This is a genomic window from Bacillus sp. EKM501B (assembly GCF_011800505.1).
Taxonomy (GTDB): Bacteria; Bacillota; Bacilli; order Bacillales; family Bacillaceae_G; genus Bacillus_A; species Bacillus_A cereus.
In genome coordinates this window covers 56,744-78,823 of the sequence record NZ_JAALFZ010000006.1, presented here as the reverse complement: position 1 = coordinate 78,823, position 22,080 = coordinate 56,744, and the positions used below count along the sequence as shown (strand labels likewise).

The following is a 22,080-nucleotide window of genomic DNA, read 5'->3' as shown; positions in this document are numbered from 1 at the left end:
CTCTATATAAAGAAAAGAGGGAGATTTACTCTCCCCCTTCTTTAGCAATTCTTTTCGAAAGCTTGTTCTAAGTTCGTAATAATTTCGTCCATAGTTGCACCTTCAATTTCATGACGGTGAATGAAGTGAACAACTTCTTTTCCTTTTAATAATGCCATAGATGGTGAAGATGGAGGAATTTCTCCGAAGTATTCACGCATTTTTGCAGTAGCATCTTTATCTTGACCTGCGAATACAGTTACAAGATGATCAGGTTGTTTTTCAGCACGAACAACCGCTTGACCTGCTGATGGACGTGCTAAACCAGCTGCACAACCACAAACAGAGTTTACAACTACTAAAGTTGTACCTGATGTATTTTCCATAAATTCTGTTACAGCTTCTTCTGTAGTTAACTCTTCAAACCCAGAACGCACTAACTCTTGGCGCATTGGGATTACCATTTGGCGCATGTATTCTTCATAAGCATTTGACATCTTGTAATCTCTCCTTCAACTTTCATTCCAAATTCATCATATCACGCTCTATTAATAGGTGCAAAAGAAAGATAACGATGATTTCATTTTTTTGTAGGGATTTCACAAACCCCACCGCGGCAATGTCCCACTGGAACAAGTTTTCTATTATTAGCGATATAATCGTATACTTTACTTCCAAAACCAAGTACGATAGATAGCTTTATAAAAGGAACTGCAAACCAATAAGATGGAACGGCCTTTGCTAATACATGTATGCTATGAATGCCGTCATACCACTTATTATTTTTAAAAATATACAATCTTTGTTCCATCTTACTTTGTAGTTCTTGAGAAAGCTCATACTTCTCAACTACATCTTCATTTCGAAATGAAACAAATTTCATCTTACCCTTTTTATCTAATTTTTTCGTACGTTCTGCAACGGCCGTACACATCGGACACCAACTATCATAGAAAACAATCATACATTATTCCCCTTTACGTGACTCCGTCATTTGTTTCCATACAGAACCTTTTGCTTCTTCTCCGCCTTCAATACGCTCTAATGCTAGACGTGCTTGCATCGCTACTTCAAACTCTGGATCATCTTGCGCTGCTTTTAATGCTGGAATCGCACTTTCATCTCCAAGTTCAAATAAGAACATCGCTGCACGCCAGCGTACTAATTTACTTGGATCTTTCAGAGATTTAATCATAACGAACATCGCTGCCGGATCACCTACATCTGATAAACAATCTCCTGCAGTACGGCGAACACTTACAGAGCGATCTAACAACGCTTTATATAATAACGGTAATACTTCATCACCTTTTACCATACCTAAATACGCTGTTGCTAAGCGGCGTATTGAAACTTTTTCATCATCTAACGCCATCTTCAACACTGGAATATCTTCTTCAGTAGGATCCATTTGTTCTAATGCTGCAAAACGGTTTTTCCAGTCAGAATCTTTCATCATCTCTTCTGTTACTTTATATGGCTCACGCTTTTGAATCGTTACTTCAACAGCACCTGCTTGATTTAATAATTCTTTAACCGTTTCATTTACACGTTCTTCTGAATAAGCAGCAACAATCTCTTCTACTACTTCTTTCCCGATTTCTTCAAAGTTACCGTAACGTGTACTTTGTTCCACCCATTTACGCTCTTTTACAACATTTGGTGCAGACATTTGCACTTTCATAATTGATTCTTTAAAACGATCAGGTAAACCAACACGTTCTTCCGTCGTTCCATCTGTTAACTTTACTTGCATTGGAATTGTAAAGAACATTTGAACAAACACTTTCACTTCTCCAAAATGAGCAAGTTGTTGTTCTTCACTTTCTTCCACTACTTCTTCGCCGAAAACAGCACGAACTTGTTGTAATAAAACTTTCCAGTCATACTTCGCATTTCGCTCCACTGCTAAAAAGTCGGCTACATGATATACACCTTTAATGCCTTCAATTTTCAAAATTTCTTGCACTTGCATTGGTGCTTGTTCTTTATTTTCATTTGTATAATTATTACGTGCTCCTGATGGTAATACTTCATTCAAAATAACTTTCATTGTGTTTGGACTTGGCGTCGGTTCAATTGCTTTAATCTTCACGTAAAAAACTCTCCTTTATTGCATGTTCTTAGCTGTATTGTAACATGTTATCACTCTATACTCCTACTCGGATGCTTAATTTTACTACTTTCTTCCCGCTACCATACTATTTCATTCTTTTTACATTTTAAATTAGGAACGGGATTTTAAAAGCTTTCGTTTCCGATGATTTTTATTTTTTATCCATTTCTTGAGGCATCGCCATTATTTTTGAAAAAAACACGCTAAACAAAAAAATATAATAAGCTATCCATATGGATAGCTTATTTACATAATTTTCGTTATTGGAAGACAACTATTTTTATAAATACAAAAGGCAGAAAAGTATATAGATTCTACAAAATATTTTGATTGTGATACATTTACAGAATCTCTTATTTTATAATTAATGTCTTATTATTTTTTGGAGGGAATTCGATGAAAAAGTTTGTTTTGATATTTGGGCCACAAGCAGTTGGGAAAATGACAGTTGGACAAGAACTAGCAAAGATGACTGATTTAAAATTATTTCATAACCATATGACAATTGATTTATTGGAGCCATTGTATGGATTCTCTTCGGAAATGTGGCGATTAACCCATCTTTTCCGAAAGGAAATATTTCAATCATTTTCAAAGAGTGAACATTATGGAATGATTTTTACATACGTATGGGCGTTTAATGAAAAGAAAGATTGGGATGATGTTGAAAGTATATGTAATATTTTTCGTTCCCAAGGGGTTGATATTTATTTTGTTGAATTAGAAGCTGATGTAGAAGAAAGACTTCAACGAAATAAAACACCTCATCGACTTGAACATAAGCCAACGAAAAGAAAGATTGAACAATCTGAACAAAATTTATTAAGCACATTTGAAAATTTTAGATTAAATTCAAGAGAAGGAGAAATTACAGAGAAAAATTATATAAGGATCAATAATACGAATTTAAATGCTACAGAAGTAGCTGAAATTATAAAGAAAGAATTTCAACTATAGTTTTTTTTAACAAATTGAACAGTTCGGATTTTATGAATATCGTATACATTTCTAATTAACATAACGTCCTATTATCGGTTGCAACAAAAAGGAGGATTCCTTACTCTCAGAAGGAATCCCTTTTTTTATTTTCTATCACTCGATTCATCTTTTTATACATTCCTATCCTGTGATGGGTTTTATGGTTCTCGTTTGTTACTGGATTAGCCAAAAAACGTTATAAAATTTTGTATACTCTTTACTTGTTTTTTCAAAAAAGCTGGCGGTATCCCCTCTTTAAGTTTATTAAAATACTTTCCACAATTTTTTCCGAAGCTATTACTTAAAATCACCTTTTATTACGATGCCCCCTCCCGCCTTCTCTCCAAAAAGGTAATACTCTCAATCACAACTTCAGTTCTATATATTCTCTTGCCTTGTTCATCATCGTAATTACTAGTCTGAATACGCCCTGTAATCCCAACGAGCGACCCCTTCTTACAATATTCAGCTACATTCTCAGCCGATTTGCGCCAAACGACACAATTAATAAAATCGACTTGTTGTTCACCTAAACTATTTCGAAATCCTCTATTCACCGCAACACATATTCGTGCATAAGCGACACCTTGTTTTGTGTAGTATAATTCTGGCTCCTTTGTCAATCTACCGATTAATACAACTCGATTCATCATAAGTTATACCACCTCACATGTTTTTCTTCATTGTAAGGAGAAATGTTTGAATGGTAAAAAGCACAAAATGATATATCCGTAAGTAGAAAGTATTATTTTGGACCTTACAAAACAAAAAAAGAAACCATACATAGTTCAAACATGTATAGTTTCAAAATTTATTACACTTCAGTACAAGATATGTAATATCCTCCGCGAGCCATCTTTATTTCAGCACGGTACATTACATTTTCTAAGTAGAAAGTAATCGGTTTAACTTTACTCTCAAATTTTAGTCTTTCATTGCATTCAGTTGCATATCCTTCAATCGCTGAAGTAATAACTTTTGATGATGGATACGTTAAAGCATCATCTAGTTCTATGAAAAAACTTTTAGAAAATAGCTTTTTCATAATCCCTTTCTTCTCTTTCATCATATTCCATCTCCTTCACTTCAAGTTGCTATCATCCATATTATACCATACATTCAATATATCTTTGAAAATAAAAAAATCCTGCATTTTTCATGCAGGATTTTTTTATTAGTCATTTTTCGTAAAGTAAGAAACGAAACGAAGAATTTCTAAGTATAACCATACTAATGTAAGCATTAGTCCCATCGCAGTATACCACTCCATATATTTCGGAGCTTGACTACGTACACCATTTTCGATTAAATCGAAATCTAGTAATAAGTTTAATGCAGCAACTACAATAACAACTGCACTAATAATAATACCGATTGTACCACCTTGGTGAATGTATGGAACAGTTACGCCAAACATATTTAGTAGGAATACGACTAAATACATAACCATAATTCCAAGTGTTGCTGCCATCACGCCTGTACGGAATTTATCCGTTACTTTTACTACGCGTGTTGCATATAACACTAACATTGCAAATAGAATTGAGATTGTTAGTAATACAGCATTTAAAACGATAGAATCGCCAAATTTCATTGTATAAACTGCTGAAATACTTCCTAACACAACGCCTTCTACCGCTGCATAGATTGGTGCACCAAAAGGTGAAATGCGCGGGAAGAACATAGACGCAAATGCGATGATTGCCGCAACGATTAAAGCACCAATTAATACTGGCATCTTCATCGTCCCCTGCATCATCTGTATGTATGAATAGACAGACGTTGCAAGTAGCAAGATAAGCATAATGAACGTTTTGCCTACTGTTCCGCCAATCGTCATCGCAGAAGCGCTTGCTCCCTCTTTACGGAATGCCTCTTTTTTCAACATTGGATTAGATGTTCTCATTTTTTCCCTCCTAAAATAGGTTCTACCAATAGTGTAAAGTTTTTCTCTTTACTTTTCAATATATGCAGCTTGTTTTTATTTTAATCCTTCAACGATGTCTGATAGTTCACTCCATCTTTCCATCTGTTTTTCTAGCTCTTCTTCTGTTTTCTGCTGTGCTTCAGATAATTCCTGTGCCTTTGTGAAGTCAGATCCAACTTTCGCAAGTTCTTCTCCAATTGACTCAATTTTCTCTTCAAGTTCGGCAATTGTATCTTCAATCGTTTCCCATTCACGCTGCTCATTATATGAAAGTTTACGTTTACGTTGTTGTTTTGGAGCTTCTTCTACTACTTTTTTCTCTTTTTGAACTTCCGCTTTCTCCATAAGTTCTCTCGTTTTTTCCATTTCTAAATAATCTGTATAACTACCTAGGAATTCACGCACTTCGCCTCCGCCAGTAAAGATGAACAGTTCATCTACTACTTTATCTAAGAAGTAACGGTCATGCGATACAGTTAAAACGACACCTGGGAAATCTTCTAAATAATCTTCTAGTACTGTTAATGTTTGTGTATCTAGATCATTCGTAGGTTCATCAAGTAAAAGTACGTTTGGTTCTCCCATTAAAATACGTAATAAATATAAACGTCTTCTTTCACCACCAGATAGTTTACCAAGTGGTGTACCATGTGAATGCGTCGGGAATAAGAAACGTTCTAACATTTGAGATGCACCAATTACTTTTCCATCTGTCGTATGAATAACTTCTGCAATCTCTTTAATGTATTCAATCATACGCTGATTTAAATTCATCTCTTCATTTTCTTGCGTATAATAAGCAACTTTTACAGTTTGTCCTACTTCCACTTCACCACTATCAGGAGATAACTTACCTGCAAGCATATTTAATAGGGAAGATTTCCCGCTTCCATTCGCCCCAATAATTCCGATACGATCGCCCGGTTTCACAATATGATTAAAATTATGTAATACCGTCTTATCGCCAAATTTTTTCGTTACATCTTTTAACTCAAGTACTTTCTTTCCTAGACGACTTCCGCTTAGTGCAATATCAACTGACTGTTTTGCAGCTGGTCCTTCTTGTGCCTTTAGCTCATCAAAACGCTGAATACGTGCCTTTTGTTTCGTAGAACGGGCTTTTGCACCACGACGAATCCAAGCAAGTTCACGACGATATAAATTTTGGCGTTTCGATTCTTGTGCCAATTCTTGCTCTTCACGAAGTGCTTTCGCTTCTAAAAATGTACTATAGTTTCCTTCGTAGCTATATAGTTTACCATTATCTAATTCAAAAATACGATTCGTCACACGATCTAAGAAATAACGATCATGGGTTACAAGTAATACCGAACCTGTATATCTCGCTAAATATTCTTCTAACCATTCAACTGTCTCATGGTCAAGATGGTTCGTAGGCTCGTCTAAAATTAATAGATCCGGTGTTTCAATAAAACATTGTGCCATTGCGATACGTTTTTTCTGTCCACCAGATAAATTCCCAACAATTGCAGTGAAGTCCGTAATTCCTAATTTCGTTAAAAGAGATTTCGCATTTGCATTTGCTTCCCATGCACTCATTGCATCCATACGTTGCTGCACTGCAAATAATTGTTCCTGTACTTTTTCATTACTTGGATCTTTTTCAATATTTAATAGTGCTTTTTCATAATCACGAAGAAGACGAATTAAAGGTGTATCACCATGGAACACTTGCTCTAATACTGTCAGTTTCTCATCAAACTCTGGTTGCTGTGATAAATAACTAATTGTATACCCACGTGAATGCGTCATATCACCTGTATCAGGAGTTTCTAATCCTGCAATAATTTTTAATAATGTCGATTTACCAGTTCCGTTTACACCAATAATTCCGACACGTTGTCCTTCTGTAATACTACATGATAATCCATCAAATAACGGCTTTTCTCCATATGATTTTGATAAGTTCTCCACAGTTAACATTTTCATATTTGTGCATTCCACTCTTTCATAAATTGTTCAATAAACTGTTCCATATAACGATGACGAATTTCAGCCTCTTGTTTTGCTGCATTCGTATTCATTAAATCTTTTAATTTCAAAAGTTTTTCATAAAAATGATTTAAAGATGGATCATTATTTTTTCTATACTCTTCTTTCGTCATTTCTTCACGCGGCGGAATAGTTGGGTCATACATTAATCTCCCTTTCGCCCCACCATATGCAAATGTACGAGCAATTCCTATTGCACCAAGAGCATCTAAACGATCCGCATCTTGAACAATTTTCCCTTCAAGTGACTCTACTGTGCCGCCATGGCCACCTTTATAAGACATATTGGCGATGATATGAAGAATATGTTTACTTTCCTCTTCTTCAACCCGTAGCTCTTCTAACCAATCAGAAACTTTTTTCATTCCTGCTTCTTCACTTTCATTTAGCTTTTCATCTGCCACATCGTGAAGTAATGCTGCCATTTCAATTATAAAACGATTTCCACCTTCTTGCTCAGATAAAGAAATCGCCATTTTATGTACACGTTCAATATGATACCAATCATGCCCACTCGCATCTTTTTCTAAAATATGTTTTACAAAAGTAATTGTTTTTTGAATTTTTTCTTGTTTTGTCATTTTATCTTCACCCAGTTACTTATTGTAACACGCCCGCATTTTTTCATCACATATTTTCTTGTCCGCCCATACACTAGGTGGTAGGCATCATCATGAAGGAGGAATAAACATGTTCTATAATAATCAACCGCCTTATCCAAGGCAACCATTGTATCCTCAACAACAAGAACAGAGATACACAGAACAATACGAAGAACAAGAGTTACAACAGCAAGAACCACAATATGACGAAAACCCATATGCAACAACGCAAAACCAAGAAACTGAATTTCAACAAAATCCATATGACACACGTCCAAATTATGAATATCCTCAAAATCCATATGCAGCACCACAAAATCAAGAACAGCGATATCCTCAAAATCCATATGTAATACCACAAAACCAAGAACAACAATATCAACAAAATCCATATGCAGCACCACAAAACCAAGAACAACAATATCAACAAAATCCATATGCAGCACCACAAAACCCATACACAACTCAACCACAACAACCGCAATACCAACAACAAATGTATCAACCAAACTACGACGCACGTGTCTCACCACCTAAACCACCAACAATAGATCCAACTCAACCACAAATCTTACCACCTGGACCAACACTAGACATTACACAACCACAAATCTTACCACCTGGACCAATTACTGAACCAACACAACAACAAATTCAACAAGTTGTCGGTACACAGTTTTTACCTTTCAAGAAACCCGTACTAGATTTCGTAAAACCATGGGTAGATTACGGTTTAAATGAAGCAAAACATACATCACATGAACACGCATTAACAGAAGTTGCTGCGATTATGTTTTTAGTTGGTAAAGGCTTCAATCCGACGATCGCACATTATATCGTTGAATCTTGGGAGAAGAATGAACAGTTTTAGAATTGTTTATTTGATAAAATATAAAAAACACAAAAGTGCCAAACCCCTTATACCACAAGGGTTTTGGCACTTTTTAATATCTAAAACAAATTTTATTGAAATAATTATTTTTATAGATTTTCATACTTTTTTATATAGTACGTGAACATATACAGTACAAAATTACACCTTTGTATACACATTTTTAGAAACATCTTACGTTTATCAAACAATAACCAAAAGACGTACCTGCAACCTCATCATATAAATAATAGATATTAAAAAGAGGACACTATAAGCGCCCTCTTCCTTAGGTTTTAAATATGTTCTCCATGATCCATAAACACTTCAATTGCTTCGTTTTGTGGTATGTCTTTTACATTAGTAAGACCAAAAGTAAAAACAGCGGATAACATCATCATTAATAAGATTGCTTTTTTCATTTTAGCGCCCTTCTTTCTATGCTCTTTTTGTCTGCATCTAAAGCGATGTGCAAATACTTGCTTGCTTTTCTGTGATTTTCTGAACCATAGAATCTTTCACCTAAAAGAGAAGCATATTCTTTTACCCAATCATATAATTCTTCTTTTTCAAAATACGAAATACCTTCTATAACCACATTTTCTAATTCTTCTTGCGGTACATAGTTATGTACTGCTTTTAAAATTCGGAAATGATGACGATAACATAAGTCGCTAATCTTATAGCCATTCTCAATATATTCATTAGCGATATGACTATAACCTAACTTAAAATGTTCTCTTGCTAAAAGAAACATAGTTTTAGCGTTATTTTCTAATGAATCCTCTAAGTGTTTAATTGCTAACTCTGGCATGTTTTGACTTGCGTATAAAAGTCCTAAATTATGCTTAACTCGTTTAATAAGAAGTTCATCATTAGATTTTTGGAAGGTACCTAGTGCTGAAAGTAAATATTCCTCTGCACTTTCGAATTCATTTAGTCGAATGTGTGCCATTCCTAAAGTATTTAAGCATGCTGCAGTTTTTAATTCATACCCTGGACTAATTGAAAATACTTCATTCGCCTTTGTAGCAAATTGAACTGCTAGGATCGGTTTTAATACGTGATAGTAATGGACTGCAAGCCAATAATTAAATTCTGCTTTTTCAATTTCATCATGCATGTATTCTAAAAACGTTTCAGCTTTTTCAAATTGCATTCTTGCTTCACTATGGTTTGCTTTATTAATAGCGTAAATTGCTTTAAATAAATGATGATAGTACTCTAAAAATGTTTCTGTAGACTCTGGTAAAGGCTCGATTTTGTCCAGAATATCTTTTGTACTATCCATATCCCGAATTAGCAGTTTATACCGTGCATTCAATAAAGCGTAGTAGACTAATATTGTTTGATCTTCCTTAATATTATTGATTTTATTTGCAATATCTTCTTTTATTTTCTGAGACTGTAATACACGTTGTGAAATCATAGCTTGATACCATTCGTTTAATAATTTTGTGATTTCTTCTTTAGAAATAATGTCAACACTCATCTACTTCTACCCCCTTTTGTTAAATGTTATCATGACATGCTTGTTTGCATAAATAAGTTTTTGAATATTCTAACTTAAAAAATTATTTTTGAATATTCATGTTAACAAAATGGTCCCTTTTCAAACCTTAAAAAAGAACACATGTTTGTTTGTAGTGGAGTTAAAAAAACAAAAGTGAGGTATTACATCATGGGATATAACAGCTTTCCTGTAGTACGTGGAAGAGGTATGGTGAAATGGAATCCGTTTGCTTCAATACCGGAGCAATACGAGGAAATACATAGAATGTTTGAGGAACAATATAAAGTACCTAAACCTTTTTTAACACAAGATACTATGGAACGAATAGAAAGAGCGTTAATGCAATCTTTTCACGAGGAAGAAGAAATACATATCTCATACTATCGTGATGGAATGGTGCAAGACATGTACATAAATGTATTACATATTGAACCGATGACGAAAACTATATATTGTACAGATGCCTTTGGTTTGAATACTAAGTTTAAGTTTGATGAATTGGTGAATATAAATTAAAAGAAGCCGCCCGACAGGACTGAAGTGCACCCCAATTGTTAGACATAGCCTAACAATTGGGGTGCACTTCACATATATAGGTGGCTTTTGTACGACAAAAAAAAGAGCTCTGCTATACAGCAGAACAAAAGAAAAATATATAACCCTATAAAAATAATACAAATTATTGATACTTTCAAAAGACGAAATTTAAATTTCCATCACAATAATAGCTATGTTTAAGTATGAAACATTCTACCTTCACTATAGCTATGAATATTCTTATTTTAGAATTCCATAGTATCCAAATAGCTCTTTGAGAGATACCTCAATACCGAACTTCTTCAAAGAATCTTTTCTTTGTTCAAAGAGAAGTTCTAAAACTTTTTTCTTATCTTTGTCTCTTCCATAATGAATCAACCTATGACAGTTCGGACATATACTAACTATATTTCCAACAACATCTAAACTATTTTCAAAATCATGTTGCATTCTTAACGGTATTAGATGATGGGCCTCCATATAATTTTTTCGGCTGGCTTCCGATACAAATGTTTCATGTGTGTCATCTATTTCACATTTAAATTCTGCCTGTTTAATAGCTTGTTTAGCTTTTTTCGGATCACGAGGCCATACTTCCCTACCAGATTCCATTTTAGTTTTTTTTCGATTTTCCGGTTTCTCTTCTTCTGCAATCTTTACTTTACTAAAATCCGAATCAATATTAGCCTGATACATATCTTCCTCTTGCTCATCCTCAGAAAGAATAAAGCTCTCATTCAACGCTTTAATAATATTATCAATAGATTTATATTTTGCTAATTTTGTCGAATCAATATATGAATATATAAATTTAAAAGATTAAAATAAAAATAAGTACACATGTTTTATTAGGAGGTATATGTATGTCCAACAGCACTTCATGGCTAGATGAAATTATAGCAATATTAACCGAACTAGATGGAGCAGGAACACTGAATCAAATTAAAACAAAGGTTATGGAGCGTAATAAAATTGACTTGAATAGATACCAACACGAACAGTCTATAGCTGCAAGAATTAGAAAGACCATTTATCAGGTAAACTGTCATAAAAACGTTCAATGGCCGCTACTAAAACTAAATCTTCTAAATGAGCAGTTTTAAGGTTGTTTATTTTTAAAAACATCAAAAATGCCAAATCCCTTATATCACAAAGGATTTGGCATTTTTAAGTATCTAGAACACGCGCTAAATTTAAGGAGAAATTAACAGACATGAGTCCGGTATAATGCCGTGTCCACACCCAAGGATCGGTTACATAAAATAGCGTATCTAACCTGGGAAGTCTATTGGCCTTTTTCCCTTATAGTAACGCTCTCTTCTACTAAGACCTTTTCTTTCTAGGGCCTACAATTAATTTAATCGCTGTTCTTTCTTCATTATTGATAGAAATCTCTTGAAACGCTGGAACAAAAGCTAAGTCAATACCACTTGGAGCGACGAACCCTCTTGCAATCGCAATTGCTTTAATCGCTTGATTTATAGCTCCAGCCCCAATCGCTTGAATTTCCACATTACCACTTGTTCTTAGTACTCCTGCTATTGCACCTGCGACTGAATTTGGGCTTGATTTTGAAGATACCTTTAATATATTTTCCATGTAAGTTGCTCCCTCTATTATTTAATCTCTCTTTCGTTACAATTTTAAATATTTTAGCGTATCTTTAATTACTATTCACACCAAAAACAAACGATGCTTCATATGTATATTATTCTATATTTTCTGACTTTTTCCTGCTCAGCTACGCAAATAAAAAATAAACTGAATAACCTAATATAAATATAGCTAAATATTATAACTTCACCAAATGATAACATCCATACAGCTAAAGGTAATATTTCTGTTTTGTCAGACTAAATAAATATAGTAAAGTGAAATTTTAATGAGTGGGGGTTTAATTCATCCCCCACCTAACTTCTTTGCTTTCGCTGAATTTTGAGATGGGAGTCTTACTGCTCGGAAAATAGCGGGATAAACGTTTCCTCGTTACTTCAATCTATTTAGAAATTCCATTTATTTTTCTATCAAATTATAAACCTTATCATCTTCAAAAGGTGTTACAGGTAATACCCAAATACTACGCTTCATCATTTGACCACTTTATATTCCAAATCTATTTCCTTTTATAGTACAAGCATACACGCCAATTGTGATTCATCTTCATAAACTACTATGTGGTTTAAATTTATTAAGAATAGGAGGTAATATTTTGGGTTCATACTATCATTCTTCAAACTCGTATAAAAAATGCTCATGCAAATCTTCTTCCAGTTCAAATAAAAAATGTTCATGTGACCATTCACATAAACGAAGCTGTCCTGCATACGGAACTTTTTGGCAAACTGAATTTATAACTGTTCCTTTTGGAGATCCTTTTCCATTTAATCACGTTGGACCTTTAGCAGGAGGTGTTTCCTTACTAAATCCTACTACTATACACTTTAGACAAGCTGGTGATTATAGAGTTTCGTTCATTTCCAGTATTAATACTACTTTAAATCCTGTATTTCCACATATCCCAGTCATAACTATATTTTTAAATAACAATCCACTTGCTAATAGTCAAGGTGACTTCGCTATTCAAATGAATACTTCATCAAATAACGAATGTCTTCAACTCGTTGGCGAAACGATTGTTACAGTGCCTGCTAATTCAACTCTTCAACTTAGAAATAATAGTGGTTTTAATCGTCAAAGTATTGTAACTTGTGACAATGGTATAAATTCAATTGAATTAACAGTTACAAAACTAAGTTAAAATTATTTCTTCACATTCAGATGCTATTTCAGCATCTTTTTTTATTGAATAACAGTTTTTTCAACTTTTATTATCTCTCCCCACATAAACAAGTGCAGAATTCTTTCTAACACAAGATTTCTGCACTTGTTTATTATACTTATTTATTCTTCCTTATTTCTCTACATAAACCGACTTAACAATCGTACGATTATATGGTTTTCCTTCTTTATTCATCCCTTTTATATCCATCGTAACGTTATATACTCCCGGTTGTTTTATATCTTTCAAAGCACCTGTAAATGTATTCGTATTAACATTTTGTAATTCATTAAATTCAGAGACTAACTTACCTTCTTTATTAACGACTCTTACTGTTATGGAAAGATCCCCTTTCATTTCAGGTGCCACAGGTGATTTTTTCAGTTTATACTCAGGTTTATTTACTTTAACTTTTGTAGGCATTCGAAGAACAAATGGTGCGTCATCCTTGTAATCGCTTACAACTAAATATGCATCTTTCGACTGCTTCGCCATCATTTTGATTTTCCATTCGCCTACTTCCAATTTATCAAACTTAAATGTTCTAATTGTCGCCCCATTAAAGAAAGATTCGCCTTCACCAGTAGTTATAGCGCTATCTTTATTTGCATAGATTTTTCCTTTTGGAGATACCATTTGTACTTCTACATCAGAAGAAGCAGTTAGTACAGAAACTATTCCTTCAGCCTTTTTATCAACAGAAATACTTTGCTCTATCCACTGATTTTGTGGTAATTCGCCTCCTAAAATATTTTGATTTGAAGTTGTATTTAATTGTTCTAGATCTTCATTTGAACTAGTGCTGGATGCTACTAAAGCTGGTAATCCCACATTTGTCGTACGTAAATATGGTTCAATTCGTGCAAAAACAGCTGATCCTTTTCTTATATTGTCATGATCAAATCTGGAATCTGTAAATAAATGTGTACCGTACGATAGCTTCGCACTCCATTCATTTACTAGTCCATCATTTGAACCGTACGATGATAAATATAACCCGCCCATAGATAATGCAGAAAATGTTGGCCCCCAGCTAGTTCCAGTAGCCGTATAGTAACGGTTTAATTTAGCTGCTGGGTTGTTATCTATTATTGAACGAAACTTTGCCATTTCACCTATTTGTAACGAATACGTACCATCATCTTTTTGACCTAATATAGAAGCAAGCCAACCTGCCCACCAACTATATGACAAATCTGCTAAATTTGAGCCGTGATGCGGTGTAGCAAGTGTAATAACATTTCCAACAAATCGATTCGCACCATATTCAACTAATGCGGCTTGTGTATCAATACCACCTTTACTATGCGCTACAATATTAACTTTTTTACCGAAATAATTATATATTTCTTCAAGTTTTTGTGCTAACAATTTTCCGTTATCCCACTGACTAGCCGAACCTTTCCCTGCAGCATCATACAATTGTATAAACACTGTTTGATAGCCTGCTTTTAAAGCATAATCATACATATCATTTATATCATGATATACTGTCTTTCCATACCAACTATCAGCATTACCATTTCTTCCTTGTACAAAGAGAATTGGCGGTTTATTCTCATCATAATTAGCAGGTTTTTGGCCTAAAAACCATTCTCCAGGTGTGAATACTTCTGTATCAGGAAACCCCTTTCCAAGCTCTTTTACAACTTCTGCCTGTACATTTGTGCTAATCGTTGGAGCCATGATAAAAAATACAATTAGTAAGGCCACACATCTTCTCATCAGTCGCATATTACTCCCCCTATTTTTTTGAAAGAAGGTGTTCTTTATAATATTTTATATTTTCCCTTCCTTAATAATAGCTAATCTTTTATTTTTAAAAGATGTTAGCCCTATTTTTAGAAGGTTACTAGTTGTATACCCTCTTCCTTAACTCTCGTTATTCTCTTTGTTTCTACCTCTTCCTTTTGATAGAATACGACAAAAAAGTTTCTCAATAATTGTTAACTTCGCTACACCCAGATATTTTTTAAATCATTATTGTTTATATAAAGCATACAAATCTTGAAAAAATTTTAGTAAAAAAACATTTTATTACTAGTTAGTTATTTAAAAATATAATAAAGATATGTACTTTCTTTTCATTAAATACAAACTAATTTTAAAGGAGCTTGTATTATAAGACTTTCCTACGATTAAAAATTAAACTGAAATTTCCGAATAGAAAATCATATTTCCAGAAACATATATTATGATAATTTCCGCACACTTGAATTAACTTTTTAGAAGTACTAACCTATCGGTGAGCAGAAGAAAATTCTGTAAAAAGAAAGGAGAATACTTTATGATGACCAAATTACAAAAGGAGTTTTTTAAACGCTTAGAAATTCCTGCAAAAGAAATAACACTTGATGATTTAGATGAAATTCTCTTAAAAATGGGAATGATCCTCCCCTATGAAAATCTTGATATTATGGCTGGTACTATTAAAAATATCTCAAAAGATAACTTAATAGAAAAGTTACTTATTCAAAAACGAGGTGGACTTTGTTATGAATTAAACTCCCTATTGTATTATTTTTTAATTGATTGTGGGTTTCAAGTATACAAAGTAGCCGGTACTGTTTATGACCTTTACGATAATAAATGGAAACCCGATGATGGTCATGTCATTATCATATTAAGTCATGAGGATAAAGATTATGTTGTGGATGCAGGTTTTGCATCTCATCTCCCTTTACATCCAGTCCCTTTTAACGGAGAAGTCATCTCCTCTCAAACAGGAGAATATCGAATTCGTAAGCGAAATACTCGAAAAGGTACGCATATTTTAGAAATGAGAAAAGGAGCTAACGGGGAATCTACAAGTTTCTTACAATCTGAACCTTCAAACGAATGGAAAATAGGCTATGCTTTCACTGTAGATCCAATAGATGAGAAAAAAGTGAATAAGATTCAAAAAGTGATTGTAGAGCATAAAGAATCTCCTTTTAATAAAGGAGCTATCACTTGTAAATTAACTACTTATGGTCACATATCATTAACAAATAAAAATTATACAGAAACCTTTAAAGGCACCAAAAATAAACGACCAATAGAATCTAAAGATTATGCTCGCATTCTTCGTGACTCTTTTGGAATAACGCAAGAGAAATATGTAGGAAAAACACTAGAAAGAGGCTAGTTGACTACAAGTATTTCATAATAAAGCAGATTCTATATTTAGAATCTGCTTTATTTTATATTTTGTTATAAATTAATTTAATTTTGTTGTTACCCTTTAATTTTCAATTATATACTCATCATCATATTTATCGTATTGTAGCCCTTTCCCTATCTTTGACTCCGTAACTTGATCTCTTAAAAACGGTGCAGCATCCATTTTACTAGTTGCAATTTCAATTCCATATTTTTTCGTTAAATGAGCTAACTCTATTAAAAACCACTCTCTTCGCAATGTAACTGGAATATCCAATGTTTTTCTTTTCATATATAATAGCACCTCTTTTATTTTCATAGCTTAAAAATATCACTGGATGCACTTATTAAAACTACCTTTCACCGCTAACATCCAATGAAACATTATAGTATATGCATGTCCATTTCAAACGTGCTATCACAAATATGATATTTAAGTTTACATAATTATATTATGTAATAGTAGGAAAGGAAGGCATGTCCCTTCCTCTTCTACTATAGATTTAAATTAAGAACATCTTGGTACACCTAAAGCTAAAAATAAACCTGCTACTCCCGCAGTAATCGGTACTTTTAACGTAATAACATCATCTACCTTCGTTACTAAAAAGTAAGCATTACCTTCTTGTAATATACAAGTTACCAACAATTGAAATTCCATTCAAATCTCCTCCTTTCAATCGATATACTATAATTTATGAAATCTCTTTCAAAAAGTAATAGGAAATATATCCATTTTTCCTTATATATAAAATAAATGTTTATGAATCTATTAAAAATATTAATTTTCTAAATTTATACAAAACGTGTAATATCCAATAAATTCCTATATAATCAATAAGAAGAATCTTACAAATGGAGGTATGAAAATGTCGATTTTAAGTAATATCGGTGCAGCTTTATTTTTTATTGCTTTTATTCTTTTAATCTTATGTATCATTTCATTCTTTAAGAAAAATGGAAAAGCAAAACAATATGGACGTCCTACCGTTATTCTTTTTATGATTTCTATTATATTAATAACGGCCGGTACAACAAAATCGGAACACCCCGTCGTCGAGTTTTTTTCTACTTTAAGTTTCATTCTATTTATATTCTTCCTTGTTCTAGCAATCTTATCTGTTATTAAGAAAACAGGTGTAGCGAAAAAACAATTTATTATTACAGCTGTATTATTTGTCATTTTTGTTGCGTTATTAGGTATTTCAGCTCCTTCTTCTGAAAAAACGACAGCAACTAGTACAAAAGTTGCCTCTAATAATGAAGAGCCAAAAGATAGCGAACAGAAAAAAGAGCTAGAAAAGAAAGAGGCGGACGAAAAAACTCAAAAGCAAGAAGATGAGAAGCGTCTAGCCGAAGAACAAGCTCGTAAGCAAGAGGATGAAAAACGTCAGGCTGATGAACAAGCTCGTAAGCAAGAGGATGAAAAACGTCAGGCTGATGAACAAGCTCGCAAACAACAAGAAGAACAAAAACGTCAGGCTGATGAACAAGCTCGTAAACAACAAGAAGAACAAAAACGTCAGGCTGATGAACAAGCTCGTAAACAACAAGAAGAACAAAAAGCACAGCAAGCTCAAACACAACCAGCTAATGGTAATACTGATAGTGCATACTACAAAAATTGTGCTGCAGTTAGAGCAGCTGGGAAAGCTCCTTTACATAAAGGGCAACCAGGTTATAGCTCTCATCTTGATCGTGATGGCGATGGAATTGCATGTGAAAAATAGTAATAAAAAAGAAGCTTTTACTAAGCTTCTTTTTTATTAACGTAAAATATTACCACTTATTACTTTCCCCCTTATTTTAATAACATTCTTCTTATTATTCTCAAAAACGACACAGAATAAGTGATTTCAATCACTACATAGATTTTAATTTATCGCTATTCTTAATTCAGATATTACATTAAAATTTTATGGAGGCATTCATATGGAACATACATTTACTGAAACTTCAATTGTTGGTGAGATTGTTACACAATTTCCGAAAGCTAGTGATCTTTTTAAATCATATAGAATAGATTTTTGTTGTGGCGGTAATAAGCCACTTATTGATGCAATTCATGAAAGAAATTTATCAGCTACTGAAGTGCTTACAGAGTTAAATACGCTTTATCATAATACGAAACGATTAAATGAATCGGAAATTGATTGGAAAAATGCTTCTTATCGTGAATTGATTGATTATGTCATAAATAAGCATCACCGCTATTTAAATGAAGAATTACCACAGTTAAGTCCATATGTGACAAAAGTATTACGTGTTCATGGGGCAAGTCAGCCTCATTTTGCTCAAATTCATAAGCTATTTCATGAACTTAGAATGGAATTAGAACAGCATTTAATTAAAGAAGAAATGGAAGATTTTCCATTAATTTTAGAATTTGAACAAAATCCAACTAATGAAAACTATGCTAAGTTACGTAAAGTAGTAAATGAACTAAAAAATGAGCACAATCATGCTGGAAATATTATAAAAGAACTTCGTAAAGTGACAAATGACTTTACTCCTCCAGAAGGTGCTTGCGGTACTTATCGACTTGTTTACCAACGCCTCGAAGCGCTAGAGTCTGATTTATTTGAGCATATTCATTTAGAAAATAATATTTTATTTCCGCGTGCCATTACGAAAGCATAAATCAAGTGCAGGACATGAGTGTAAATACTTATGGCCTGCTTTTTCGTTTCGCGAAAAATATTCACATCCCCTTCACATAAAACCGAATTTTAACAATTTGTGAATCATTATAAAGATGTGATAAATATCACATCTCCCCCTTATTTGATTTTCTATAATAAAAATATAATCCTTTGTTCAATATTTCACATAAAAAGGGGAAACGAAAATGAAAAAACGTTTAGTTATGATCGGAAATGGTATGGCTGGCATTCGCTGTATGGAAGAAATCTTAAAACATGATAGTGATTCATATGAGATTACTATTTTTGGAGATGAACCGCATCCAAACTACAACCGCATTATGCTCTCTCATGTTTTACAAGGCAAAACAAATATACAAGATATCATTATGAATGAATACAGTTGGTATGAAGAAAACGAAATAACTTTGTATACGAATGAAAGAGTTCAAAGTATTAACCGAGAAGAAAAAATTATTATTACAGAAAAGAAGCGTACTCTTACATACGACAAGCTCATTATCGCAACAGGTTCTAGTGCTTTTATTTTACCTGTTGAAGGTTCCGCACTTTCTGGTGTAACAGGATTTCGAACTATTGAAGATACACAATTTATGATAGATACCGCTAAAGAAAAGAAAAAGGCCGTTGTCATTGGTGGCGGGTTACTCGGTTTAGAAGCCGCAAGAGGTCTAATTGATTTAGGAATGGACGTACATGTTGTTCATTTAATGCCTAGCTTAATGGAGCAACAACTAGATACGAAAGCAGCTGCTCTTCTGCGTGAAGATTTAGAAGCACAAGGCATGAAGTTTTTAATGGAAAAGAAAACTGTAAAAATTCTTGGTACAGACCATGTTGAGGGCATTCAATTTGAAGACGGTGAAGTTGTAGATTGTGATTTAATCGTAATGGCTGTCGGAATACGGCCAAATACGCAAATAGCAAAAGATGCTGGTCTAATTGTAAATCGCGGTATTGTAGTCAATGACTATATGCTAACAAATGATGAGTCCATTTATGCAGTTGGAGAATGTGCAGAGCATGACGGTATCGCATATGGACTTGTTGCTCCTCTTTATGAACAAGGTGCGATATTAGCAAAACATATAACAAATTTACAAACTGATGGATATTCGGGCAGTATCGTCGGTACACAATTAAAAGTTGCAGGTTGTGATTTATTCTCTGCTGGCCAAATTTATGAAGATGATCAAACGAAAGCAATATCCATCTTTAATGAATGTAAACGTTCCTATAAAAAAATATTAATTCGTGATAATAAAGTCGTCGGTATCGTTTTATACGGTGATACAGCTGACGGTACCCGCCTCTTTAGCATATTAAAGAAAGAAGAAGATATACAAGAATATACACCAGCTTCCATTCTTCACAAAGCTGGTGAAGAATGTGAACTTGACGTTGCTACTATGAGTGCGGATGACACAATTTGCGGATGTAATGGTGTTACGAAAGGCACAATCGTTCACGCCATTTTAGAACAGGAGTTAAAGACTTTTGAAGAAGTTAAAGCCTGTACGAAAGCCGCAGGGTCTTGTGGTAAATGTCGTCCGCTTGTAGAACAAGTTTTATCTCATACACTTGGAGATGCTTTTGATGCTTCTGCACAGTCTACCGGTATGTGCGGATGTACACCTTTATCACGTGATGAAGTCGTAGCGGCCATTCATGAGAAAGGTTTAAAATCTCCAAAAGAAGTACGAAACGTTCTTGGTTTTGTACATGAAGATGGATGTTCGAAATGTCGTCCTGCTTTAAACTACTATTTACGTATGGCGATTCCAGAAGAATATGAAGATGATAAATCATCCCGTTTCGTGAATGAAAGAATGAATGGTAACATCCAGCACGATGGTACCTTCTCTGTTATTCCACGTATGTACGGAGGCGTTACAACAGCAGATGATTTAATGAAAATTGCTGAAGTTGCGAAAAAGTACGATGTTCCACTTGTGAAAATTACAGGTGCGAGCCGAATTGGCTTATACGGTGTTAAGAAACAAGATTTACCTAACGTATGGGCTGAATTAAATATGGCTTCTGGATATGCGTATTCAAAATCTCTTCGTAATGTAAAATCATGTGTTGGCTCTCGTTTCTGCCGTTTCGGTACGAAAGATTCATTAGGACTTGGTATGTTGCTTGAACAATCATTAGAAATGGTAGATACACCTCATAAAATGAAGATGGGTGTAACGGGCTGTCCACGTAACTGTGCGGAAGTACTGACGAAAGATTTTGGCGTTGTTTGTGTCGAAAATGGATACCAACTTTATATTGGCGGAAATGGTGGTACGGAAGTACGCGAAGCTGATTTTGTAATGATTGTCCCTACTGAAGATGATGTCCTTCGCATCGCTACAGCTTACATGCAATATTATCGTGAAACTGGTATTTATGGAGAGCGTACTGCCTACTGGACAGAACGATTAGGCTTCGATCACATAAAGGAAATACTGCAAGATGCAAATATGGTCACTAAGTTAAATGAACGTTTCCAAAAAGCTCGTGGCACATATAAAGAAGCATGGGGACAAGCACTAGAAACGAAATCATTAAAAGCGATGTATGAAGTAGAAACTGTGAAATAAGGAGCTGTGATCTATATGATACAAACGAAAGAAAAAATAAAAGTTATGCGTGCAGAAGACCTTCCTATTCAAATCGGTAAAGAGGTGCAAATGAAAGGTATGTCTTTCGCCCTATTCCGCCTTTCAAATGGCGATATTCGAGCTGTAGAAAATCGTTGTCCTCATAAAAAAGGGCCATTAGCGGAAGGTATTGTATCTGGAGAATTCGTCTTTTGTCCCCTACATGATTGGAAAATTTCACTACTAACAGGTGAAGTTCAAAAACCTGATGACGGTTGTATTCAAACGTATGAAGTAGAAGTTATTGACGGGGATATTTATATATACATGTAATTTAAAAAAGGAAGCCTCCCCTGGCTTCCTTTTAAAT

General features: G+C 34.0%; 25 protein-coding genes. 10 read left to right on the top strand and 15 right to left on the bottom strand.

All coding sequences use genetic code 11. The features are described 5' to 3' along the window. Positions 1–41 precede the first annotated feature (41 nt). The 3 genes from HFD78_RS14345 to HFD78_RS14335 form a co-directional block, all read right to left on the bottom strand. A complete protein-coding gene (locus HFD78_RS14345; protein WP_000063706.1) occupies positions 42–476 on the bottom strand; it encodes a BrxA/BrxB family bacilliredoxin in 435 nt (144 codons plus the stop codon). An 83-nt stretch (positions 477–559) separates the two neighbouring features. Continuing rightward, entirely contained in the window at positions 560–943 is a 384-nt protein-coding gene (locus HFD78_RS14340) for a thiol-disulfide oxidoreductase DCC family protein (RefSeq protein ID WP_000634882.1), read from the bottom strand. 3 nt (positions 944–946) lie between these two features. Then, on the bottom strand, positions 947–2,074 hold the full coding sequence (locus HFD78_RS14335) for a conserved virulence factor C family protein (RefSeq protein ID WP_000692580.1): 1,128 nt from the start codon (positions 2,072–2,074) through the stop codon (positions 947–949). Positions 2,075–2,491: 417 nt separating this feature from the next. On the opposite strand from HFD78_RS14335, the gene HFD78_RS14330 reads away from it, so the two are divergent. Further along, positions 2,492–3,052: an AAA family ATPase gene (locus HFD78_RS14330; RefSeq protein ID WP_000714950.1), complete on the top strand. Its 561-nt coding sequence runs from the start codon at positions 2,492–2,494 to the stop codon at positions 3,050–3,052. A gap of 338 nt (positions 3,053–3,390) precedes the next feature. On the opposite strand, the gene HFD78_RS14325 is transcribed toward HFD78_RS14330, so the two are convergent. From HFD78_RS14325 to HFD78_RS14305, 5 genes are all read right to left on the bottom strand, one after another. Next, positions 3,391–3,726, bottom strand: a complete 336-nt coding sequence (locus tag HFD78_RS14325; RefSeq protein ID WP_000982014.1) for a single-stranded DNA-binding protein — start codon at positions 3,724–3,726, stop codon at positions 3,391–3,393. 161 nt (positions 3,727–3,887) lie between these two features. Then, on the bottom strand, positions 3,888–4,142 hold the full coding sequence (locus HFD78_RS14320) for a DUF4318 domain-containing protein (RefSeq protein WP_000975128.1): 255 nt from the start codon (positions 4,140–4,142) through the stop codon (positions 3,888–3,890). Positions 4,143–4,247: 105 nt separating this feature from the next. Further along, positions 4,248–4,979 carry a Bax inhibitor-1/YccA family protein gene (locus tag HFD78_RS14315; protein ID WP_001260655.1) on the bottom strand — a complete coding sequence of 244 codons (732 nt, stop codon included), beginning with the start codon at positions 4,977–4,979 and terminating at the stop codon, positions 4,248–4,250. A gap of 75 nt (positions 4,980–5,054) precedes the next feature. Next, complete coding sequence (locus HFD78_RS14310; protein WP_000783170.1) at positions 5,055–6,950, bottom strand: ABC-F family ATP-binding cassette domain-containing protein; 1,896 nt, start codon at positions 6,948–6,950, stop codon at positions 5,055–5,057. Then, positions 6,947–7,594, bottom strand: coding sequence for an HD domain-containing protein (locus tag HFD78_RS14305; protein WP_000165966.1), 648 nt, complete (start codon positions 7,592–7,594; stop codon positions 6,947–6,949). Before HFD78_RS14305 ends, HFD78_RS14310 begins: the two co-directional genes overlap by 4 nt. Positions 7,595–7,703: 109 nt before the next feature. Between HFD78_RS14305 and HFD78_RS14300 the strand changes: the two genes are divergently transcribed. Further along, positions 7,704–8,486, top strand: coding sequence for a hypothetical protein (locus HFD78_RS14300; RefSeq protein WP_000499720.1), 783 nt, complete (start codon positions 7,704–7,706; stop codon positions 8,484–8,486). Positions 8,487–8,782: 296 nt separating this feature from the next. On the opposite strand, the gene HFD78_RS14295 is transcribed toward HFD78_RS14300, so the two are convergent. Further along, a complete protein-coding gene (locus HFD78_RS14295) occupies positions 8,783–8,908 on the bottom strand; it encodes a hypothetical protein (protein ID WP_000709202.1) in 126 nt (41 codons plus the stop codon). Beyond that, positions 8,905–9,978, bottom strand: a complete 1,074-nt coding sequence (locus HFD78_RS14290; protein ID WP_000109862.1) for a response regulator aspartate phosphatase — start codon at positions 9,976–9,978, stop codon at positions 8,905–8,907. Before HFD78_RS14290 ends, HFD78_RS14295 begins: the two co-directional genes overlap by 4 nt. A gap of 189 nt (positions 9,979–10,167) precedes the next feature. Here HFD78_RS14290 and HFD78_RS14285 point away from each other — a divergent pair, with 189 nt between their 5' ends. Continuing rightward, entirely contained in the window at positions 10,168–10,515 is a 348-nt protein-coding gene (locus HFD78_RS14285; RefSeq protein WP_000541073.1) for a YolD-like family protein, read from the top strand. Positions 10,516–10,776: 261 nt separating this feature from the next. Here HFD78_RS14285 and HFD78_RS14280 read toward each other — a convergent pair whose 3' ends face one another. After that, positions 10,777–11,232, bottom strand: coding sequence for an HNH endonuclease (locus HFD78_RS14280; RefSeq protein ID WP_000283853.1), 456 nt, complete (start codon positions 11,230–11,232; stop codon positions 10,777–10,779). A gap of 167 nt (positions 11,233–11,399) precedes the next feature. On the opposite strand from HFD78_RS14280, the gene HFD78_RS14275 reads away from it, so the two are divergent. Next, entirely contained in the window at positions 11,400–11,639 is a 240-nt protein-coding gene (locus tag HFD78_RS14275) for a hypothetical protein (RefSeq protein WP_000071987.1), read from the top strand. Between the two features lie 220 nt (positions 11,640–11,859). Here the strand turns inward: HFD78_RS14275 and HFD78_RS14270 are convergent, their stop codons facing one another. Then, on the bottom strand, positions 11,860–12,135 hold the full coding sequence (locus HFD78_RS14270) for a stage V sporulation protein S (protein WP_000427801.1): 276 nt from the start codon (positions 12,133–12,135) through the stop codon (positions 11,860–11,862). 610 nt (positions 12,136–12,745) lie between these two features. On the opposite strand from HFD78_RS14270, the gene HFD78_RS14265 reads away from it, so the two are divergent. Beyond that, complete coding sequence (locus HFD78_RS14265; RefSeq protein WP_000536152.1) at positions 12,746–13,294, top strand: hypothetical protein; 549 nt, start codon at positions 12,746–12,748, stop codon at positions 13,292–13,294. 153 nt (positions 13,295–13,447) lie between these two features. Here HFD78_RS14265 and HFD78_RS14260 read toward each other — a convergent pair whose 3' ends face one another. Next, a complete protein-coding gene (locus HFD78_RS14260; RefSeq protein ID WP_001238709.1) occupies positions 13,448–15,049 on the bottom strand; it encodes a lipase family alpha/beta hydrolase in 1,602 nt (533 codons plus the stop codon). A 553-nt stretch (positions 15,050–15,602) separates the two neighbouring features. Between HFD78_RS14260 and HFD78_RS14255 the strand changes: the two genes are divergently transcribed. Continuing rightward, the gene (locus HFD78_RS14255; protein ID WP_000988429.1) at positions 15,603–16,442 is read left to right on the top strand and encodes an arylamine N-acetyltransferase family protein; all 840 of its coding nucleotides are present in this window, start codon (positions 15,603–15,605) and stop codon (positions 16,440–16,442) included. A 96-nt stretch (positions 16,443–16,538) separates the two neighbouring features. Here the strand turns inward: HFD78_RS14255 and HFD78_RS14250 are convergent, their stop codons facing one another. Next, entirely contained in the window at positions 16,539–16,748 is a 210-nt protein-coding gene (locus HFD78_RS14250) for a hypothetical protein (RefSeq protein ID WP_000824207.1), read from the bottom strand. A gap of 216 nt (positions 16,749–16,964) precedes the next feature. Beyond that, positions 16,965–17,117: an exosporium protein ExsG gene (gene exsG, locus HFD78_RS14245; protein WP_000395679.1), complete on the bottom strand. Its 153-nt coding sequence runs from the start codon at positions 17,115–17,117 to the stop codon at positions 16,965–16,967. Between the two features lie 208 nt (positions 17,118–17,325). Here exsG and HFD78_RS14240 point away from each other — a divergent pair, with 208 nt between their 5' ends. The 4 genes from HFD78_RS14240 to nirD all read left to right on the top strand — a co-directional run bounded on the left by HFD78_RS14240 (position 17,326) and on the right by nirD (position 22,043). Then, entirely contained in the window at positions 17,326–18,186 is an 861-nt protein-coding gene (locus tag HFD78_RS14240; protein ID WP_000025808.1) for an excalibur calcium-binding domain-containing protein, read from the top strand. A gap of 202 nt (positions 18,187–18,388) precedes the next feature. Continuing rightward, positions 18,389–19,096, top strand: coding sequence for an iron-sulfur cluster repair di-iron protein (gene ric / locus HFD78_RS14235; protein ID WP_000401359.1), 708 nt, complete (start codon positions 18,389–18,391; stop codon positions 19,094–19,096). A 208-nt stretch (positions 19,097–19,304) separates the two neighbouring features. Then, the gene (gene nirB / locus HFD78_RS14230) at positions 19,305–21,710 is read left to right on the top strand and encodes an NADPH-nitrite reductase large subunit (RefSeq protein WP_000746918.1); all 2,406 of its coding nucleotides are present in this window, start codon (positions 19,305–19,307) and stop codon (positions 21,708–21,710) included. A gap of 15 nt (positions 21,711–21,725) precedes the next feature. Then, the gene (gene nirD / locus HFD78_RS14225; RefSeq protein ID WP_000616682.1) at positions 21,726–22,043 is read left to right on the top strand and encodes a nitrite reductase small subunit NirD; all 318 of its coding nucleotides are present in this window, start codon (positions 21,726–21,728) and stop codon (positions 22,041–22,043) included. Positions 22,044–22,080: the final 37 nt, after the last annotated feature.

Excerpts from the sequence above, each read along its gene's own strand:
- HFD78_RS14345 (WP_000063706.1), bottom strand. The coding sequence starts at position 476 with ATGTCAAATGCTTATGAAGAATACATGCGCCAAATGGTAATCCCAATG.
- HFD78_RS14340 (WP_000634882.1), bottom strand. The coding sequence starts at position 943 with ATGATTGTTTTCTATGATAGTTGGTGTCCGATGTGTACGGCCGTTGCA.
- HFD78_RS14330 (WP_000714950.1), top strand. The coding sequence starts at position 2,492 with ATGAAAAAGTTTGTTTTGATATTTGGGCCACAAGCAGTTGGGAAAATG.
- HFD78_RS14325 (WP_000982014.1), bottom strand. The coding sequence starts at position 3,726 with ATGATGAATCGAGTTGTATTAATCGGTAGATTGACAAAGGAGCCAGAA.
- HFD78_RS14320 (WP_000975128.1), bottom strand. The coding sequence starts at position 4,142 with ATGATGAAAGAGAAGAAAGGGATTATGAAAAAGCTATTTTCTAAAAGT.
- HFD78_RS14315 (WP_001260655.1), bottom strand. The coding sequence starts at position 4,979 with ATGAGAACATCTAATCCAATGTTGAAAAAAGAGGCATTCCGTAAAGAG.
- HFD78_RS14310 (WP_000783170.1), bottom strand. The coding sequence starts at position 6,950 with ATGAAAATGTTAACTGTGGAGAACTTATCAAAATCATATGGAGAAAAG.
- HFD78_RS14305 (WP_000165966.1), bottom strand. The coding sequence starts at position 7,594 with ATGACAAAACAAGAAAAAATTCAAAAAACAATTACTTTTGTAAAACAT.
- HFD78_RS14300 (WP_000499720.1), top strand. The coding sequence starts at position 7,704 with ATGTTCTATAATAATCAACCGCCTTATCCAAGGCAACCATTGTATCCT.
- HFD78_RS14295 (WP_000709202.1), bottom strand. The coding sequence starts at position 8,908 with ATGAAAAAAGCAATCTTATTAATGATGATGTTATCCGCTGTTTTTACT.
- HFD78_RS14290 (WP_000109862.1), bottom strand. The coding sequence starts at position 9,978 with ATGAGTGTTGACATTATTTCTAAAGAAGAAATCACAAAATTATTAAAC.
- HFD78_RS14285 (WP_000541073.1), top strand. The coding sequence starts at position 10,168 with ATGGGATATAACAGCTTTCCTGTAGTACGTGGAAGAGGTATGGTGAAA.
- HFD78_RS14280 (WP_000283853.1), bottom strand. The coding sequence starts at position 11,232 with ATGTATCAGGCTAATATTGATTCGGATTTTAGTAAAGTAAAGATTGCA.
- HFD78_RS14275 (WP_000071987.1), top strand. The coding sequence starts at position 11,400 with ATGTCCAACAGCACTTCATGGCTAGATGAAATTATAGCAATATTAACC.
- HFD78_RS14270 (WP_000427801.1), bottom strand. The coding sequence starts at position 12,135 with ATGGAAAATATATTAAAGGTATCTTCAAAATCAAGCCCAAATTCAGTC.
- HFD78_RS14260 (WP_001238709.1), bottom strand. The coding sequence starts at position 15,049 with ATGCGACTGATGAGAAGATGTGTGGCCTTACTAATTGTATTTTTTATC.
- HFD78_RS14255 (WP_000988429.1), top strand. The coding sequence starts at position 15,603 with ATGATGACCAAATTACAAAAGGAGTTTTTTAAACGCTTAGAAATTCCT.
- HFD78_RS14250 (WP_000824207.1), bottom strand. The coding sequence starts at position 16,748 with ATGAAAAGAAAAACATTGGATATTCCAGTTACATTGCGAAGAGAGTGG.
- exsG (WP_000395679.1), bottom strand. The coding sequence starts at position 17,117 with ATGGAATTTCAATTGTTGGTAACTTGTATATTACAAGAAGGTAATGCT.
- HFD78_RS14240 (WP_000025808.1), top strand. The coding sequence starts at position 17,326 with ATGTCGATTTTAAGTAATATCGGTGCAGCTTTATTTTTTATTGCTTTT.
- ric (WP_000401359.1), top strand. The coding sequence starts at position 18,389 with ATGGAACATACATTTACTGAAACTTCAATTGTTGGTGAGATTGTTACA.
- nirB (WP_000746918.1), top strand. The coding sequence starts at position 19,305 with ATGAAAAAACGTTTAGTTATGATCGGAAATGGTATGGCTGGCATTCGC.
- nirD (WP_000616682.1), top strand. The coding sequence starts at position 21,726 with ATGATACAAACGAAAGAAAAAATAAAAGTTATGCGTGCAGAAGACCTT.